General features: G+C 33.9%; 10 protein-coding genes. 4 read left to right on the top strand and 6 right to left on the bottom strand.

The window, feature by feature from the left end:
* Positions 1 to 54: 54 nt before the first annotated feature.
* On the bottom strand, positions 55 to 2,319 hold the full coding sequence (locus FN795_RS11330) for an aconitate hydratase (protein WP_142450679.1): 2,265 nt from the start codon (positions 2,317 to 2,319) through the stop codon (positions 55 to 57).
* A gap of 125 nt (positions 2,320 to 2,444) precedes the next feature.
* Positions 2,445 to 5,216, bottom strand: coding sequence for a bifunctional aconitate hydratase 2/2-methylisocitrate dehydratase (locus FN795_RS11325; RefSeq protein ID WP_142450678.1), 2,772 nt, complete (start codon positions 5,214 to 5,216; stop codon positions 2,445 to 2,447).
* Positions 5,217 to 5,640: 424 nt separating this feature from the next.
* On the opposite strand from FN795_RS11325, the gene FN795_RS11320 reads away from it, so the two are divergent.
* Positions 5,641 to 8,136 carry an XrtN system VIT domain-containing protein gene (locus tag FN795_RS11320; RefSeq protein ID WP_142450677.1) on the top strand — a complete coding sequence of 832 codons (2,496 nt, stop codon included), beginning with the start codon at positions 5,641 to 5,643 and terminating at the stop codon, positions 8,134 to 8,136.
* Positions 8,137 to 9,369, top strand: coding sequence for an exosortase N (gene xrtN, locus FN795_RS11315; RefSeq protein ID WP_142450676.1), 1,233 nt, complete (start codon positions 8,137 to 8,139; stop codon positions 9,367 to 9,369).
* Positions 9,370 to 9,424: 55 nt separating this feature from the next.
* Here the strand turns inward: xrtN and FN795_RS11310 are convergent, their stop codons facing one another.
* The gene (locus FN795_RS11310) at positions 9,425 to 10,378 is read right to left on the bottom strand and encodes an AAA family ATPase (protein ID WP_142450675.1); all 954 of its coding nucleotides are present in this window, start codon (positions 10,376 to 10,378) and stop codon (positions 9,425 to 9,427) included.
* A gap of 77 nt (positions 10,379 to 10,455) precedes the next feature.
* Positions 10,456 to 11,886: a peptidylprolyl isomerase gene (locus FN795_RS11305; RefSeq protein ID WP_142450674.1), complete on the bottom strand. Its 1,431-nt coding sequence runs from the start codon at positions 11,884 to 11,886 to the stop codon at positions 10,456 to 10,458.
* A 518-nt stretch (positions 11,887 to 12,404) separates the two neighbouring features.
* Between FN795_RS11305 and FN795_RS11300 the strand changes: the two genes are divergently transcribed.
* Both FN795_RS11300 and FN795_RS11295 read left to right on the top strand, forming a co-directional pair.
* A complete protein-coding gene (locus FN795_RS11300; protein WP_142450673.1) occupies positions 12,405 to 13,844 on the top strand; it encodes an alpha-amylase in 1,440 nt (479 codons plus the stop codon).
* Positions 13,845 to 13,996: 152 nt separating this feature from the next.
* Complete coding sequence (locus FN795_RS11295; RefSeq protein WP_057123942.1) at positions 13,997 to 15,589, top strand: peptide chain release factor 3; 1,593 nt, start codon at positions 13,997 to 13,999, stop codon at positions 15,587 to 15,589.
* 246 nt (positions 15,590 to 15,835) lie between these two features.
* Here the strand turns inward: FN795_RS11295 and FN795_RS11290 are convergent, their stop codons facing one another.
* Complete coding sequence (locus tag FN795_RS11290; protein ID WP_008466913.1) at positions 15,836 to 16,147, bottom strand: DUF3467 domain-containing protein; 312 nt, start codon at positions 16,145 to 16,147, stop codon at positions 15,836 to 15,838.
* A 10-nt stretch (positions 16,148 to 16,157) separates the two neighbouring features.
* The gene (gene rpoC, locus FN795_RS11285) at positions 16,158 to 20,468 is read right to left on the bottom strand and encodes a DNA-directed RNA polymerase subunit beta' (RefSeq protein WP_142450672.1); all 4,311 of its coding nucleotides are present in this window, start codon (positions 20,466 to 20,468) and stop codon (positions 16,158 to 16,160) included.
* Positions 20,469 to 20,663: the final 195 nt, after the last annotated feature.

Raw genomic sequence — 20,663 nt, 5'->3', positions numbered from 1 at the left:
TAAAAAATGCCCTGTTTTCACAGAGCATTTTTCATATAATTGAATCTTAAAAAATTATGCTTTTCCAGCCGCTATTAAATTCAGAGCAGAACCTGCAACAAACCAACCAATCTGGCCTTCATTATAAGTATGATTTGCCAAAATAATATCTTTTGTTCCATCTGCATGAACAAACTCTAAAGTTAATGGTTTTCCTGGAACAAATTCAGTCAAATCTAAGAAGTTGATTGTATCATCTTCCTGTATTTTATCGTAATCTGCTTCGTTTGCAAAAGTCAATCCTAAAAGACCTTGTTTTTTAAGATTTGTTTCGTGGATACGAGCGAAAGATTTCACTAAAACCGCTTTAACTCCTAAGAAACGAGGTTCCATTGCAGCGTGTTCACGAGAAGAACCTTCTCCATAGTTGTGATCTCCAACCACAATAGAAGGAACGCCTGCTGCTTTGTATGCACGAGCAACAGCCGGCACAGCATCATATTCGCCAGTTAATTGATTTTTAACCGAATTTGTTTTTTGGTTGTATGCATTTACAGCACCAATCAACATATTGTTAGAAATATTATCCAAATGTCCACGGAAACGCAACCAAGGTCCAGCCATTGAAATATGGTCAGTAGTACATTTTCCGAATGCTTTAATTAATAATTTAGCACCTGTAATGTTTTTACCATCCCAAGCCACAAACGGAGCTAATAATTGCAAACGCTCTGAAGTTGGATTTACCACGACCTCAACTCCTGAACCATCTGCTGCCGGAGCTTGAAAACCTGGATCTTCAGCATAGAAACCTTTAGAAGGAAGTTCATCTCCCGTTGGCGCATCTAGTTTTACTTCTTCTCCATCTTCATTGATTAAAGTATCTGTTAAAGGATTAAAACTTAAATCACCCGCAATCGCCAAAGCTGTTACCAATTCTGGAGAACCTACGAAAGCTAATGTGTTTGGATTACCATCTGCACGTTTTGAAAAGTTACGATTGAAAGAGTGAACGATAGTATTTCTTTCTTCTTTTTCAGCTCCTTCTCTATCCCACATACCAATACATGGTCCGCAAGCGTTAGCGAAAACAGTTGCTCCAATTTTATGGAAAGTATCAATAAAACCGTCTCTTTCAATTGTTGAACGAACAACTTCAGAACCTGGAGTAATTGTAAATTGTGATTTTGTTTTTAAGTTTTTATCTGCAACTTGTCTTGCCAATGAAGCTGCGCGTGAGATATCTTCATAAGAAGAGTTTGTACAAGAACCAATTAAACCAACCTGAATTTGTAATGGCCAGTTATTTTTGATTGCTTCCTCTTTCATTTTAGAAATTGGAGTAGCTAAATCTGGAGTAAAAGGTCCGTTTAAGTGTGGCTCTAATGTAGATAAGTTAATTTCGATAACCTGATCAAAATATTGTTCTGGATTTGCGTAAACCTCTGGATCTCCAGTTAAGTAAGAAGCTACTTTATCAGCAGCATCGGCAACATCGGCTCTATTTGTCGAACGTAAGTAACGGCTCATAGAATCATCGTAACCAAAAGTTGAAGTTGTTGCTCCAATTTCGGCACCCATATTACAAATAGTTCCTTTACCTGTACAAGACATGGCTGTTGCACCTTCACCAAAATATTCAACAATAGCACCTGTTCCTCCTTTTACGGTAAGAATTCCTGCTACTTTAAGGATAACATCTTTAGGAGCTGTCCAGCCTGATAATTTACCAGTTAATTTAACTCCAATTAATTTCGGGAATTTTAATTCCCATGCCATACCAGACATTACGTCTACAGCATCTGCTCCACCAACACCAATTGCTACCATTCCTAAACCACCTGCGTTTACAGTGTGAGAATCGGTACCAATCATCATTCCACCTGGGAAAGCATAATTTTCGAGTACAACTTGGTGAATAATTCCGGCTCCCGGTTTCCAGAAACCGATTCCGTATTTATTAGAAACAGAAGACAAGAAATCAAAAACCTCATTACTTTGTGTTTTTGCTCTGGCCAAATCAGTTGCAGCGTCTATTTTTGCCTGAATCAAGTGGTCACAGTGTACTGTAGTAGGAACCGCTACTTTAGATTTACCGGCATGCATAAATTGTAATAATGCCATTTGCGCAGTTGCATCTTGACATGCTACACGATCCGGTGCAAAGTCAACATAGTCAATTCCTCTTCCAAATGCCTTTGTTGGATTTCCATCCCAAAGGTGATTGTATAAAATTTTCTCCGTCAAAGTAAGTGGACGACCAACAATTTCACGTGCTTTATCAACACGACCTGGCATGTTTTCATACACTTTTTTAATCATTTCAATATCAAAAGCCATAAGATTTACTTGTTTTTATTATTGTTTTTTGAACATGACAAGTTACAAAAAATAGAACAATTATTACAAAAAAAGCCCGAGTTTTATGACTCGGGCTTTTGAATTATAATTAAATAATCTTTTGATTACATTACTAATGATTTGTTTGAAGGTGCAAACTTTGTTAAGTTAATACCATCTACTGCAGCAGTATATTCTTCAATAGTTGGAGTTCTACCTAAAATTGTAGAAAGAACCACAACTGGTGTAGATGAAAGTAAAGATTCTCCTTTTTTACCTTCTTTGTCTTCAACAACTCTTCCTTGGAACAAACGAGTTGAAGTTGCCATTACTGTATCTCCTTTTGCCGCTTTTTCCTGGTTACCCATACAAAGGTTACATCCTGGACGCTCTAAGTACAACATGTTTTCGTATTCTGTACGTGCTGCACCTTTTGGAGCATTATCGTCGAATTCGAAACCAGAATATCTTTGTAAAACTTCCCAATCACCTTCTGCTTTCAATTCATCTACAATGTTGTAAGTTGGAGGAGCAACAACAAGAGGAGCGTTGAATTCAACTTTTCCTGTTTGTGCTTCTACGTTTTTCAACATTTGAGCAAGGATTTTCATATCGCCTTTGTGAACCATACAAGATCCAATAAATCCTAAATCAACTTTTTTCACTCCTCCGTAAAATGAAAGAGGTCTAATTGTATCGTGAGTATATCTTTTAGAAACATCAGCATTATTTACGTCTGGATCGGCAATCATTGGCTCAGCAATTTGATCCAAATCAACTACAACTTCAGCATAATATTTAGCATTTGCATCTGGCGTTAAAGCTGGTTTTTCAGCCGATTTAATTTCTGTAATTCTCTTATCTGCTTTGTTGATCAATCCTTGAAGAACGTGTTTGTCGTTATCCATTCCTTTATCGATCATGATTTGGATTCTGCCTTTTGCAATTTCCAATGATTCGATTAAAGTATCATCTTCAGAAATACAGATAGAAGCTTTTGCTTTCATTTCAGCAGTCCAGTCAGTAAATGTAAATGCCTGGTCAGCAGTTAATGTTCCAATGTGAACTTCGATAATTCTTCCTTGAAAAACATTTTCTCCTCCAAATTGATGAAGCATTTGAGCTTGAGTAGCATGAACCACATCACGGAAGTCCATGTATCCTTTCATATCTCCTTTGAAAGTAACTTTTACAGATTCTGGAATTGGCATAGAAGCTTCTCCGGTAGCCAATGCAAGAGCAACAGTTCCTGAGTCAGCACCAAAAGCAACACCTTTTGACATTCTTGTATGAGAGTCACCACCAATAATGATAGCCCACTCATCAATAGTAATATCATTAAGTACTTTGTGGATTACGTCTGTCATTGAATGATAAACACCTTTCGGGTCACGAGCTGTGATCAAACCGAAATCGTTCATGAATTTCATCAATTTAGGAATATTAGCCTGTGCTTTTTTATCCCAAACCGAAGCAGTATGACAACCTGATTGGTAAGCACCATCAACGATTGGTGAAATTACAGTAGCAGCCATAGACTCTAATTCCTGAGCAGTCATTAAACCTGTAGTATCTTGAGAACCTACAATATTAACTTCAACACGAACGTCAGAACCAGCGTGTAATACTTTACCTGGAGCGATACCAACAGCATTTTTGTTGAAGATTTTCTCTACAGCAGTAAGACCTTGTCCTTCATGAGAAATTTCTTTTGATGGAGCATATACAAGAGGTGCTTCAACATTTAAAACTTTTGCTGCTAATGTCTGTAGCTTTTTACCAAAAACAATAGCGTATGAACCACCAGCTTTAATAAATTCCATTTTCTGAGGCGTAAATGCCTTAGAAATATCGATTAATTCTTTATCGCCGTTATAAAGTTTTTTCTCTTTAATATTAATAGTCAAAACTGTACCAGTTTCAACAGAATAAGTTTGTTCTAAAATTGGCTCGTCATTTTCGTTACGAATAACATTTCCTTCAGCATCAACTTTTTTAACCCAGTTTTTAAGATCTAAACCAATACCACCAGTAACATCAACAGTTGTTAGGAAAATTGGAGAAATACCATTTGTTCCACCAACAATTGGAGCAATGTTCACGAATGGAATATATGGACTTGCTTGTTTTCCTGTCCAAAGTGCCACGTTATTTACACCTGACATTCTAGAAGAACCAACTCCCATAGTTCCTTTTTCAGCAATCAGCATTACACTTGCATCTGGATGCTGTGCTTGTAAAGCTTTAATTTCTTGCTGCGCTTGAGGTGTAATCATACATTGTCCGTGAAGTTCACGGTCTGAGCGCGAGTGCGCCTGGTTTCCTGGAGAAAGTAAATCTGTTGAAATATCTCCTTCACCTGCAATAAAAGTAACAACTTTAATTTCGTCAGCTACTTCTGGAAGTTTTGTAAAAAACTCAGCTTGAGCATAACTCTCAAGAATTTCTTTCGCAACTTCATTATTATTTTTGAATGCCTCTACTAAACGATCTGTATCTGCTTCGTAAAGGAAAACTTGTGTTTTAAGAACTTTTGCCGCTTCTTTTGCAATAGCAACGTCATTACCTAAAGCTAAATCAAGCAGAACTTTAATAGAAGGTCCACCTTTCATGTGTGATAATAATTCAAAAGCAAAGGCTGGAGTAATTTCTTTCACTACAGATTCACCTAGAATAATCTCTTTTAAAAATTTAGCTTTTTCGCCAGCAGCACTTGTAGTTCCTGGCAAAGTATTGTAGATAAAAAATTTAAGAGAATCTTCTCTATATTCATTATCAACATCTTTAATTTGCGAAATAATTTCGCTTAATAATTCTGCACCATCAATTGGCTTTGGGTGAAGTCCCTGACCTTTTCTTTCTTCGATTTCGTTAATGTAATCTTTGTAAGTATTCATAATATATTAGAAGTATTTTTTTTTGTACGCAAATTTAGAGATTAAAGGTGAGAATTAAAAAGAATATAATGAAAGTCGCCTTTTCAAAAATTATTATTGCTAAAAAACGATTTTCACTGCTTGTTTTTGCCAAAATATCAATTTTGTATTAAAAAAATGAATTTTTAATATTTTAAAATCTTTTCTTTAACAAAGTCGGAATTTGATGTTATAAAGTAAGTGAGATTTTACCTCTATTTTCGCAAAGAATAGTTCTAAATAAGAAATTATAACGTTATAGTTAACTTTTTTTCGTCTTAAAAAGGAGTTTTCAGAACTAAAATATTCATCCCTAATTTTCTTCAAAAAAATAAATTAAAAAAATCTGGTTTTTCAAATATTCTATTAACTTTGTAATTCAAAGTGCTTTTTAAAAAATATAACTATGAAATACAAAATTGAAATTTTAGATTATTATTCTCAAAAAGCAGGTACACAAACTAGCATCGTAGTGACATTATTTAGTACAATATTTATGATTTGTGCGCTCACTTCTAAAGAATTCTCATTCCACGAATTCGAATCTATTGGATCGATAAGTTTGATTATCGAATTTATTTATGGAACGGTGGTATCATTTCTTATTCTTAAAAACAGAGAAGACTATCTTCATCTTACTCCTTTTTTGATGCTCAATTGGCTTATTGGCTGTTTTAGTTTAAATGTTTTTATTCCTGTTTTTCAACATTTACCTGTTTGGGTTTATGTGACAACTTTTGTGTTTTGCATCACTAATTTTTTTCTTTACCAAAATGACATAAAAAGCCCACGCACATATCTGTTTTATTTTGTAAATGGTGCTACATTTTGGATTATATTTTACTTTGCCTTATTTCTCATTCCCGTTCTGCCCTATTCATTTATTGGAATATTGGCTTTGGGAATGGGTTTCTACGGAATGGTCCCAGCAATAATCTTAGTCATTCATTTGCTAACCATTATTTTTCATTTACCTAAAAACAGACCTTATTATCTTTCCTTTAGTGCTGGATTTTCAATCGTGCTTATCGGATTTCTAATTTTTACTGCCGGTTTAGTTATTGAAAGCAAAAAAATAGCTCAAATTGCAAAAATCAATTCTTTCAATAGTAATACCGATTTACCTGCATACATCTCAGTTTCTCAGAATATAAAACCTAATTTTTTTAATGAAATTCTGCTCAAGAAAGGTCTTGTTTATATCAATATTGATAACTTCTTTTCGTTCGACCGTTTTAATTCCTTCAGCAAACAGCAATTCAACGGAACTAAAATTCATAATCCTTTTATCAGTATTGCCTATTTAGTTTGTGACGATCTTGGATTGGACAATGATGACAAAATCAATATTCTGAAATCGAATTTTGATAAAAGGTTAGAAACAGAAGAACAGCTTTGGAACGGTGATGATTTGTTTACCAAAAAAATTAAAGAAGACGTAAAAGTATATCCAGAAGCACGTTTAGCATACACTGAAATTACAATGGATATTGCATCTGCCGAAGATGCACGGGGAAACGAAGAAGCCATTTATTCTTTTCAATTACCCGAAGGCTCTGTCGCAACTTCACTTTCTTTATGGGTTAACGGAATGGAACGCAAAGGTGTTCTGACCACTAAAGAAAAAGCTAAAAAAGCGTACACTCAAATTGTTGGTGTAGAATATCGTGATCCTTCATTAATGCAATGGAAAGAAGGAAATAAAGTCGTCGTGAGAGTTTTTCCAGTTAACAAACAAACTCCAAGAAAATTTAAATGCGGCTTTACAACTCCGCTAAAAGTTGAAGATAGTCAAATGAAATATCAAAGTCTTTCTATAAAAGGGCCGAACATTTCAAATGCTGAAACAATTTCGAGAATACAAATAACTGGAAATTCGGCAGTAGAAACCAGCAAAAATTTTGAGTTTGAAAAAGGATTTTACATGAACCAGTCTAAAGGACTTGACGATTGGGAAGCAACAATGCCATTAAGCAAAATCAACCACAATTCATTTGCCTGGAAAGGAAAAACTTATACAGTTAATGAAATTCCGAAAACAGTAATCCCTTTTACTCCTTCTGAAATTATTTTGGATTTAAACAGCAATTGGACAACCAAACAAATAGAATTATTTGTCAATCTTGACCAGCAAAATATTTATGTTTTTGCAAATGGACAAAAAAAACAAATAAACAAAGAGAATTTTAAAGCCATTCAGCTTGACTTTGAAGATTCTCAGTATACATTACTGCCCCTTTATAAATTGGCAAAAAACAGTTTAGTGATAACAAAATCAGGAACTTTCTCTGCTAATTTTGAAGAACTTGAAGAATCAGATTATCTGAAGAAAATTAAATCTGGAACTAAACAGAAGAATATAAAAGTCTTCAATATCAGTGAGGATATTAATTCGTTTTGGCAGACTGCGAAAGAACAAAAATACGTTGACTATTTTCAAAGCAGTTTGGCTACTTGTTTAAAGATGATCAACAATCATCAATTTCCAGTTTACAAAACAGATCAAAACAGTATCAACATTGAACCGTCACAAGTTTCAATTCATGAAAACACCCAAGACACTAATTCAAAAAACAATGGACCAAATCATATTTACAGAATGTACGCTTTTGGGAAAGTTCTAGAAGAACAGGTTAAAATTCAAAATGATACTTTGGCAAATAATCAATATGTTGAACTAGCAAAAGATGCCAATATTGTAACGCCAATTTCGTCTTTAATTGTTCTTGAAACCGATGAAGATTACAAAAACAACGGAATCGAGAAAAACGTAAACACTTTAGGAAATGCTTCAATAAACAATGACGGCGCAGTCCCTGAACCTCATGAATGGCTGTTGATTATTATTGGAACAGCAACACTTTATTTCTATTACCGAAAAACAAAAAAACAAACAGTATAAATGAATCTATTACTGGAATACAAAAAAACTGTCCTGCTGATTTTCGGCTGTCTTTTACTTTTAAACTACAGTATAATTTCAGCAGGATTGAATAATAATTTGTTTGGAATTTTAGCTTCAATCGGGTTGTTTTTTATTGGGAGCCGAAAAACGACTTTCAACATAAGTTATCCGCTTTTTGCAATGATTTTTATACTAGAATTTATAAGCTTTCGCTTGCATACTAAATCATTGCATCTTTTAGCTTTGGCATTATTTGTCTGTTTATTGTATTATAGTTTTACACAAAAATTTTCATTTATTGCTTTGATTTGTATTTTGCTTTTCTCTTCTGTGTTCAGTACTTTTTTCGACTACATGACAACCGAAATAAAACAAATTCTCTGTTACCATGTTTATATCGTTTTAAAGAATTTCATAGTCATTGACAAAATAGAAGGCGTCAATTTTTATATTAATAATGCAAAAATTACAGTCGACACCGCTTGTATGGGGTTATCAATGTTTAAAACCGGATTACTTTCAGGCGCTTTTATATTAACTTTAGAAGAAAAGAAACAGTCAAAATATTTCAATATCCTTCAGATTTTTCTTTTTTGTGTAGTTGTGATTATTCTCAATATAATTTCAAATTACTTTAGAATCATTACGCTTATTTTGTTCCAATGTACTCAGGAAAATGTACTGCATCATACTATTGGAATCTTGTGTTTTGTATTTTATCAAATTGTTCCAATGCTTTTTCTGATCCATTTTTTTAAACCGAAGACAGAAGAAATTCAGACAGAAAAGCAACAACATAAATTCGTCATTATAATTGTAGCAACTTCAATCCTGTTTGCAACCAGTTTTGAAATAAAGAAAATACAGCCAAACAATTTACTTGAAAATTTAAGTTCAGAGTATTCCATTCAAAATGGAACTTGGGTAAACAATGAAGTTTTTAAAATTTCAACTCCAAGTAAGTTGATTTATATAAAAACTCCAGCTCATAATCCGTTAGTTTGCTGGACTGGAAATGGCTATAAAATTATAGAGAAAAAAGAAACTGCCAGAGGAAATCAAAAAATATGGCAGGTAAAAATGGAGAAAAACAACATTCAATACAATTCGTATTGGTGGTACGAATGTGATTCAAAAAAATATACTTCTCTTCCTGAAGTTCTTTTAATCAAACTATTCACCAATAAATCTGTGCGCTTGATTAATGAAACAACTAAAATTCAGCAATAAAAAAAAGCCTGACAAAATCTTAATCTTGTCAGGCTTTCCTATATAATATAAATAGTTACAACAGCTTCTGAATAATAACTTCTTCTGTTATTCCCTCAGCATCTGCTTTGTAATTTTTAATAATTCTGTGTCTTAAAATTCCAACTGCAACTGCTTTTACATCTTCAATATCTGGAGAAAATTTACCATTAAATGCTGCGTGAGCTTTTGCTGCCAAAATTAAATTCTGTGAAGCTCTCGGCCCCGCTCCCCAATCTAAATAATTTTTTACAAAATCATTCGACAATTTGTTATCTGGACGTGTTTTACTTACCAATGTTACTGCGTATTCAATTACATTATCAGCTACAGGAATTCTGCGGATCAAATGTTGAAAATCAATAATTTCCTGTGCGGTAAACAAAGCATTAATTGCTGTTTTTACGTCAGATGTAGTGCGTTTTACAACCTGAACTTCCTCCTCAAAAGTTGGATATTCTAATTTGATTGCAAACATAAAACGATCTAATTGCGCTTCTGGCAATGGATATGTTCCCTCCTGCTCAATTGGATTTTGCGTTGCTAATACAAAATACGGCAAATCTAATTTGTAATTCTGACCAGCAATAGTAACCGAGCGCTCTTGCATGGCTTCAAGTAAAGCTGCCTGCGTTTTTGGCGGTGTTCTGTTGATCTCATCTGCCAAAATAATATTAGAGAAAATTGGCCCTTTGATAAATTTAAACTGTCTGTTTTCATCTAAAATCTCACTTCCTAAAATATCAGATGGCATTAAATCCGGTGTAAACTGAATTCTTTTAAAATCTAAACCTAAAGCTTGAGATAAAGTATTTATCATTAATGTTTTTGCCAAACCAGGAACTCCAATCAACAAAGCATGTCCTCCTGAAAATATACACAGTAAAATTTGATCAACTACTGCATCTTGGCCTACAATTATTTTTGCTATTTCTGATTTTAACTCGTTTCGTTTTTGAACTAAATTATGAATTGCTGTTACGTCAGACATTTAAGTATGTTTTTAAATTAAAAAAGAGTCAGCTCTATGGATTCATAAAACTAACTCTTTTATTTATTTAATAAAAATTATTTTTTCAGCCAATTATTAGCAAAATTACATTGTCTGTATTCTCCAATAATTTTAATGTATGTATCTTTTATCTTTTTATCAAACCATTTAGCAATCGCATCAATTTGTTTTTCTTTCAATGCTAAATCTTTAATTTTTGTATAATCCAGTGCATAATCTGCGGTATGCTCGTTAATTCTGTTTGTTACAGTAATTATTTTATAGGTCTTTTTACCGCTTTTTTCATCTACATTTAAAAGTGGCTGAGAAACTTCAGTATCTTTCAAATTTGAAACCTGACTATATAATTGAGGATCCATTTTAGTCAATTCAAAACGCGTATCTTGCGTATTAGGATTTATTAAAATTCCTCCATTTGCCCTTGTTTCTTTCTCATCAGACTCCGTTCTTGCAGCATCAGCAAAAGAAACCTCTTTGTTTACGATTTTGTTTCGAATATTTGTGATTCTGTCTTTAGCTTCTTTTAAAGCGTTTTCAGAAACAGTTGGCGAAATTAAAATATGGCGTAATTCTACTTCTTGCCCTTTAATCTTGTCGACCATGATAATATGGAATCCAAAAGTTGTTTCAAAAGGCTGAGAAATTTCACCTTCCTGCAAACTAAAAGCAACATCTTTAAACTCTTTTACAAAAGGAGTTTTTCGAGTCATTTTATAATATCCACCGTTAGAAGATGATCCTGGATCCATAGAATACAAAACGGCTTTTGTTGCAAAACTTGAACCTGCTATAACATCCTGTCTGATTGCATTCAATCTATCGATTACTTTCTGTTTGTCTTCTTTTGAAACTTTTGGTTCTACTACAATCTGTGCTACTTCCATTTCAGCTCCAAAAGTCGGCAATTCATCTTTTGGTATTTTTTTGAAGAAATTACGAACTTCTTCCGGCGTAATTTCAACTTCTTTAATGATTTTATCTCTCATTTCAGAAGCTAACTTTTGCTCTTTTAAGATGTCAGCAAAATACGTTTTGAATTCTTCAACTGAGCTTTTCTTGTAGTACTCCACTACTTTATTAATGTCACCAACCTGTTTAACCATATAGTTTAAACGGTCTTCCATCATGCCTCTAATTTCAGCATCACTAACAATGATACTATCCTGAATCGCTTGGTGCGCGTATAATTTATCTTCAAGAAGTTTACCCAACATTTGGCATCTTGTAATATCTTTTACAGAACCACCTTGAGCTGTAATCTCTAAAAATCCTTTATCAATATCTGAGTCTAAAACAATATAATCTCCAACGGTAGCAATAATACCATCAATTTTTTGTCTTCCAACAGGAACTTCAGCTGGTTTTTGAGCTACAACATCTGGAATAATTTCCTGAGCCGAAACCATTGAGCTGAAAAAAAGTAAAAAACACATTGTCAATACAAGCTTGTAATCAATTGTTTTTAGCTGTAATTTTTTTAATAACATTATTTTAGATTTAATTTAAATGTAAAGATCTTGTTTTTAGAATATCCATTTTTAAAAACTAAACTCTCAATTGCTTTATTTTAAAAGATAAACTTCAAAAACAGTAAGCAATTAAACTCTAGTTCTTTTACTTATAACGAACAAAAATAACAATTCAATTACATAATACAACTATCGCTTATACTATTAACAAAAAATTATACAGATTGCATTTTAAATACAAGATTTAAAAATGCTATTTGCTGAATATCCGAATATCATTTTAAAGCTGTAATTTCTTTATAAACTTTCTTTCAAAAAACTCAATATCCTAATTTATAAGGATATAAAAAAAAGTTTTTAACACTACAACGTTTTCGCTGTATAACTATTTTCTTGCAAATACGAATCGAATCAAAAAAAACCTACTTTCGTGCGTAATTGACAATTTAACAGGTTTAAAATTGACAATATCTCTATTTTAAAACCCTAAAATTACGCAATTACTAACTTCATTAACCTTTTTAACCAAATCTATTATGAAAAAACCACAAGCAAAATTTTTATTTGTGAGCATGATTACAGCCTTATTATGCTCGTGCTCGCAAAATGACTCAGTTGAAACTGATTCAAAGGCTGAAAGCCAGAAATTTGAAATCATCAACGTTACACATCACGACGGAAAACCTTTTAGTACGGGTTCAAAATCATCACTTACAGGAAAATATGTTGATAATCCTGGCGGAGGCGTTATGATGCAGGCTTTTTATTGGGATGTTCCTTCTGGCGGAACTTGGTGGAATACCGTTAGCAGTAAAGTTACTGCATGGGGCAATGCAGGAATTGGCTCAATATGGCTTCCTCCTGCTTCAAAAGCACAAAATGGAGCATTTTCAATGGGTTATGATCCAACTGATTATTTTGATTTTGGAGATTACAATCAAAACGGAAGTACTGAAACTCGATTTGGTTCAAAAACCGAATTGGTAAATTTAATTACTGCCGCTCATGCTGAAAATATAAAAGTGTATGCAGATATCGTAATCAATCATAACAGCGGCGGGCAATCTGAAGCAAATCCTTTTACTGGAACAAATACGTGGACTAATTTTAATGGAATTTCTTCGGGAAAATTTAAGCGTACTTATGCAAATTTTTATAAAAACAGTTTTGGTAATAATGATGAAGGTTCCTTTGGAGGATTTCCGGATTTATGTCATGCAGATCCTTATGTAAAAGACTGGCTTTGGATACGTGCCGACGGAGTTGGTAAATATTATAAAAACACCATGAAATTTGATGGTTGGAGATTCGACTATGTAAAAGGTTTTGGTGCTTGGGTTGTCAATGCATGGAATGCCAATGTTGGCGGGTTTTCTGTTGGAGAATTATGGGATTCGAATGTAAATATATTAAATGACTGGGCAAACAATGCTAATAGTTCTGTTTTTGACTTTGCTTGTTATTACAAAATGAATGACGCCTTCGACGGAAATAATCTTGCTCTTTTGAATGATGATATGATGTGGAAACGAAATCCATACAAAGCAGTAACATTTGTTACTAATCACGATACTGACGAAATTTGGAGCAAAATGTTAGCTTACTCTTATATATTAACTCACGAAGGTTATCCAACAATTTTCTACAGAGATTATGAAGAATGGCTGGATAAAAACAAATTAAATAATCTAATCTGGATCCACAACAATAAAGCAACAGGAACAACTTCTATTTTATATTCTGATAATGACGAATATGTAGCGAGAAGAAATGGATATAATGGAAATCCGGGATTGGTGGTTTACATCAATAATTCTGATGTTTGGCAGGAAAGATGGATTCAAACTAACTGGGCAAATACTCAAATTAAAGATTTTACAGGAAACTCGACTTGGTACCCAACAACTCAGGCAGATAAATGGGTAAAAATACAATGTCCACCAAAAGGATATTCAATTTGGTCCATTAATCAATAACATATTTTCAAATAATTAATTTAAGGCTGTTTTAAAAACAGCCTTATTTTTTTCTCTAAAAAACAATTTGAAAAGAAGACAGCCAAATTATGAAGTGAATATTTTTATAAAGCCGTATTTAATAGTACTTTTGCAACCTATTTATACGAAATATGAGCTTTTTAAAAGAAATACAACGCAGAAGAACATTCGGAATTATATCGCATCCCGATGCCGGTAAAACTACATTAACAGAGAAATTACTGTTATTTGGAGGTGCTATTCAGGAAGCTGGTGCAGTAAAAAACAACAAAATTAAAAAAGGAGCAACGAGTGACTTTATGGAAATCGAACGCCAAAGAGGTATTTCGGTTTCAACTTCTGTGCTTGCTTTTAATTATAAAGATAAAAAAATCAACATTCTTGATACACCTGGGCACAAGGATTTTGCTGAAGATACTTTTAGAACTTTAACTGCTGTTGATAGCGTAATTGTTGTAATTGACGTTGCAAAAGGGGTTGAGGAACAAACTGAAAAATTAGTTGCAGTTTGTAGAATGAGAAACATTCCTATGATTGTTTTCATCAACAAATTAGACCGTGAAGGTAAAGATGCTTTTGATTTGATGGATGAAGTGGAACAAAAATTAGGATTGAAAGTTACGCCTCTAAGTTTTCCTATTGGAATGGGTTATGATTTCCAAGGAATTTATAATCTTTGGGAAGAAAACATCAATCTTTTCAGTGGAGACAGCCGTAAAAACATTGAAGAAACAATTGCTTTTTCTGATGTTCAGAATAATCCGGAATTAGATAAAATTGTGGGTCAAAAAGCAGCTGAAAAACTTCGTGAAGAATTAGAATTAATTGATGAAGTTTATCCTAAGTTTGAGCGTCAGGATTATTTAGATGGAAAAATCCAGCCTGTATTCTTTGGTTCTGCTTTAAATAATTTTGGAGTTCGCGAATTGTTAGATTGTTTCGTTACAATCGCTCCTTCTCCAAGACCAAAAGATTCTGAAACTCGTTTAGTTGATCCAGCTGAAGAAAAAATGTCTGGCTTTGTTTTCAAAATCCACGCTAATATGGATCCAAAACACCGTGATCGTTTAGCATTTATCAAAATTGTTTCTGGAACTTTTGAGAGAAACAAACCATATTATCACGTTCGCCAAAAGAAAAATTTAAAATTCTCTAGTCCAAATGCCTTTTTCGCTGAGAAAAAAGAAATTGTAGATATTTCATATCCTGGAGATATTGTTGGTCTTCATGATACAGGAAATTTTAAAATTGGAGATACTTTGACAGAAGGCGAAGTAATGAGTTTCAAAGGAATCCCGAGTTTCTCTCCAGAGCACTTTAGATACATCAATAATGCTGATCCAATGAAAGCTAAGCAATTAGAAAAAGGTGTTGATCAGTTAATGGATGAAGGTGTTGCTCAGTTATTTACTTTAGAAATGAACAACCGTAAGGTAATTGGAACGGTTGGAGCACTTCAGTATGAGGTAATTCAATATCGTTTAGAACATGAGTACGGTGCAAAATGTACTTACGAAAACTTCCCTGTTCACAAAGCTTGTTGGGTAAAACCAGATGATGCTAAAAACGAAGAATTCAAAGAATTTAAAAGAATCAAACAAAAATTTTTGGCACACGATAAATACGGACAACTTGTATTCTTAGCCGATTCAGATTTTACAATTCAAATGACACAAAGTAAATATCCAAGTGTGAAATTATACTTTACATCTGAGTTTGATTAATTTGCATTTAAAAAATAAACTATAAAAAAAGCGCTATACATAAAATATAGCGCTTTTTTTTATTTGAATTAATTACAACCTTACTGAGTTATTATTCTAATATAAATTTTTCTAATTCGGAATTGCTAAAATACTGCAAACTTAAGTAAGGCAGAAATTTAGTCGATGAAATACCAATTAAATCGGATAAACTGCAAAATAGAAAATTGATACTAAAAAAAAGCCCCATTACTGGGGCTTTAAAATTTATGCTTGTCCCGCAGGACCGAAATTAAGTGGTATTGGCGCTTGTTCCGTTTCTTTGATTTCGCCATGGGCTGCTTCAAATCTGTGGATATTTTCACCAATTGCTCGTAATAATCTTTTAGCATGTTGTGGTGTCAAAACAATTCTTGACTTTACCTTGGCTTTAGGAATACCTGGCATAATGCTCACAAAATCTAAAACAAACTCTGATGATGAGTGATTAATAATCGCAAGATTAGAATAAATTCCTTCTGCGACAGTTTCGTCTAGCTCAATATTAATTTGCTCTTGTTGTTGTTTCGGATTACTCATAGTTTCCTAATTAATAAATGTATTCTTCTTTATTAGCCATCATTTCATTGTAATCGTCTTTAGATCCTACGATAGTGTTATCGTATTCTCTCATACCAGTTCCCGCAGGAATTCTGTGACCAACAATTACATTTTCTTTTAATCCTTCTAGATCATCTACTTTACCAGCTACTGCAGCTTCGTTAAGTACTTTCGTTGTCTCCTGGAATGAAGCCGCAGAAATGAATGATTTAGTTTGTAACGAAGCTCTTGTAATACCTTGAAGAACTGGCGTTGCAGTCGCAGTAATTACATCTCTTGCTACAACAAGATTTTTATCTGTACGTTTCAATAACGAATTTTCGTCACGTAATTCACGAGGTGTAATGATTTGACCTGGTTTCAATACTGAAGAATCTCCAGCATCTTCAACTACTTTCATACCATATAATTTATCGTTTTGAACGATGAAATCTTTAGTGTGAATTAATTGATCTTCTAAGAATAAAGTATCACCTGGATCCTGAACTCTTACTTTACGCATCATTTGACGAATAACTACCTCAAAGTGCTTGTCATTAATTTTTACCCCTTGTAAACGGTAAACCTCTTGAATTTCATTTACCAAGTACTGTTGAACAGCAGCTGGACCTTGAATTCTTAAGATATCATCTGGTGTAATTGCACCGTCAGACAATGGAACTCCCGCTCTTACGAAGTCATTTTCTTGTACTAAGATTTGGCTAGAAAGTTTAACTAAATACTTTTTAATCTCACCAAATTTAGACTCGATAACGATCTCACGGTTACCTCTTTTGATTTTTCCGAAAGATACAACACCATCAATTTCAGATACAACAGCTGGGTTTGAAGGGTTACGAGCCTCTAAAAGCTCAGTAATTCTTGGTAAACCTCCCGTGATATCGCCTGCTTTAGAAGAACGACGTGGGATTTTTACTAATACTTTACCTGCTTTAATTTTCTCACCATTTTCAACCATTAAGTGTGCACCTACTGGTAAGTTGTAAGAACGAATCAATTCACCTTCTTTACCGTAAACCAATAAAGTTGGAATTAACTTTTTGTTTCTAGCCTCAGAAATTACTTTTTCCTGGAAACCAGTCTGCTCATCGATCTCAACCATGAACGATTGTCCTTGCTCTAAATCCTCGTAAGCAATCTTACCAGTAAACTCAGAAACAATTACACCGTTATAAGGATCCCATTTACAGATTACAGTTCCTTTAGCAACAGTATCTCCATCATTAACAAAAATACTAGATCCATAAGGAATGTTATGCGTATTTAAAACAATTCCAGTTTTTTCGTCAACTAATTTCAACTCAGTTGAACGTGAAACTACGATATCAACAGAATTTCCTTCTCCGTCTTCTCCTTTAACTGTTTTTAAATCTTCAATTTCAAGTCTACCTGCGAATCTTGTAACAATACTAGACTCTTCAGAGATACCTCCAGCAACCCCTCCAACGTGGAACGTACGAAGTGTCAACTGTGTACCTGGCTCTCCAATAGACTGAGCTGCAATAACTCCGACAGCTTCACCTCTTTGTGTCATTTTACCAGTAGCTAAGTTTCTACCGTAACATTTAGCACAAATACCTTTTAAAGCCTCACAAGTTAATGGAGATCTAACCTCTACTTTTTCAATTGGAGAAGCTTCGATAGTTCTCATAATTGCTTCAGTAATTTGTTGACCAGATTGAACCATTACTTCATTAGTAAGAGGATTAATAACATCTTGCAATGCAACACGTCCTAAAATTCTCTCTCCTAAAGATTCAACGATTTCTTCATTTTTCTTCAATGCAGCAACTTCAACACCTCTTAAAGTTCCACAATCTTCGATGTTAACAATAACATCTTGAGAAACGTCATGAAGCCTTCTTGTTAAGTAACCAGCATCGGCCGTTTTAAGAGCCGTATCCGCAAGACCTTTACGAGCACCGTGAGTAGAAATGAAGTACTCAAGGATCGAAAGACCTTCCTTAAAGTTAGAAAGAATCGGGTTTTCAATAATCTCACCACCACCAGCAGTAGATTTTTTAGGCTTAGCCATCAAACCACGCATACCAGTTAACTGACGAATCTGTTCCTTAGAACCCCTCGCCCCAGAGTCAAGCATCATATATACAGAGTTGAAACCTTGTTGGTCTTCTCTAATATTTTTCATTGCTAATTCTGTTAACTGAGCATTTGCTGAAGTCCATACGTCAATAACTTGGTTGTAACGTTCGTTATTTGTGATAAGACCCATGTTATAGTTAGTTGAGATACCTTCAACTTGCTCTCTAGCATCTGCAATTAACTTCGTTTTTTGTTCTGGGATTCTAATATCACCTAAAGAGAATGATAAACCTCCTCTAAATGCGAATTTATAACCCATATCTTTCATATTATCCAAGAAAGCTGCCGTTGTAGGTACATCAGTCACACTTAAAATGTGTCCGATAATATCTCTAAGGTTTTTCTTAGTCAATACGTCATTGATATATCCAGCTGCTTCAGGTACTACTTCGTTAAATAATACACGTCCTGCAGTTGTTTGAATGATTTTGTACACTAATTCTCCAGTGTCATTAAAATCTTTTGCTCTAATTTTCACACGAGCATTCAATTCTAATCTTCCTTCGTTTAATGCAATGTTTACTTCTTCAGCAGAATAGAAAGTCAAATCTTGACCTAAAATAATGTGATCTTCTGTAGAAATACGCTCTTTGGTCATATAGTATAGACCCAAGACCATGTCCTGAGAAGGTACAGTAATTGGAGCACCATTTGCTGGGTTCAAGATATTGTGAGAAGCCAACATTAATAATTGTGCCTCTAAAATAGCCTCTGGTCCTAATGGTAAGTGAACCGCCATCTGGTCACCATCGAAATCGGCGTTGAAAGCCGTACATACTAATGGGTGTAACTGGATCGCTTTTCCTTCAATTAATTTTGGCTGGAAAGCCTGAATACCAAGTCTGTGCAAAGTAGGAGCACGGTTCAGTAATACTGGGTGTCCTTTAATTACGTTTTCTAAGATATCCCAAACTACCGGCTCTTTTTTGTCTATGATTTTCTTAGCAGATTTTACTGTTTTAACAATACCTCTTTCAATCAATTTACGGATAACGAAAGGTTTGTATAACTCAGAAGCCATATCTTTTGGCAATCCGCACTCATATAATTTTAACTCTGGACCAACAACAATTACCGAACGAGCAGAATAATCTACACGTTTACCAAGTAAGTTTTGACGAAAACGTCCTTGCTTACCTTTTAATGAGTCAGATAATGATTTTAATGGTCTGTTAGATTCTGTTTTAACAGCAGAAGCTTTACGTGTGTTATCAAATAATGAATCTACTGATTCTTGTAACATACGTTTTTCGTTTCTTAAGATAACTTCTGGAGCTTTAATCTCCATTAATCTTTTCAAACGGTTATTACGGATAATTACACGACGATATAAATCGTTCAAATCTGAAGTTGCAAAACGACCTCCATCAAGTGGCACAAGCGGACGTAATTCTGGTGGGATAACTGGAACCACTTTCATGATCATCCATTCTGGACGGTTTTCGCGGTTTTCGTTAGACTCACGGAAAGATTCAACAACTTGTAATCTTTTTAGAGCTTCAGTTTTTCTTTGCTTAGAAGTCTCGTTGTTAGCACTATGTCTTAGTTCATAAGATAAAGCATCTAGGTCAATACGAGCCAATAAATCCATAATACACTCTGCTCCCATTTTGGCAACAAATTTATTTGGATCTAAATCATCTAAGTATTGGTTTTCTTGTGGAAGAGTATCTAAAATATTTAAGTATTCTTCTTCTGTTAAGAAATCAAGTCTTTGTAAAGATTCTCCATCTGCATTTTTAGCGATACCAGCTTGGATTACCACGTATCTTTCGTAGTAAATGATCATATCTAATTTCTTAGATGGAAGACCAAGGATATAACCAATTTTGTTTGGAAGAGAACGGAAGTACCAGATATGAGCAATTGGCACAACAAGGTTGATGTGTCCTACTCTATCACGACGTACTTTTTTCTCCGTAACTTCAACACCACAACGGTCACAGATGATACCTTTGTAACGAATTCTTTTATACTTACCGCAAGCACATTCGAAATCTTTTACTGGTCCGAAGATTCTTTCGCAGAAAAGTCCGTCACGCTCTGGTTTGTGCGTTCTATAGTTAATTGTTTCTGGCTTTAAAACCTCTCCTCTTGATTCTTTCAAGATAGATTCTGGTGAAGCCAATCCAATAGAGATTTTGTTAAATCTTTTTACAGGATTCTTATCTTTATTATTGTTTCTGTTATTCATCATAGTTTTTACTATTGATTTATTTGCAATTAAAAAATTGAATTTAGATTTATAATCTACTCTTAAAAAAATAAGAGTTAATCATTCAGCTACTACCTCGGGTTACTTCTCTAAACCTCAAATTCTTATTTGAAGCGCTAGTTATAAAATGCCTGACATTGTTATAAAAAATCGGAACGGGTTACGGGTATAAATCTT

The sequence above is a fragment of the Flavobacterium resistens genome, assembly GCF_900182645.1.
Lineage (GTDB): Bacteria > Bacteroidota > Bacteroidia > Flavobacteriales > Flavobacteriaceae > Flavobacterium > Flavobacterium resistens.
This window is presented reverse-complemented; position numbering and strand designations above follow the sequence as displayed.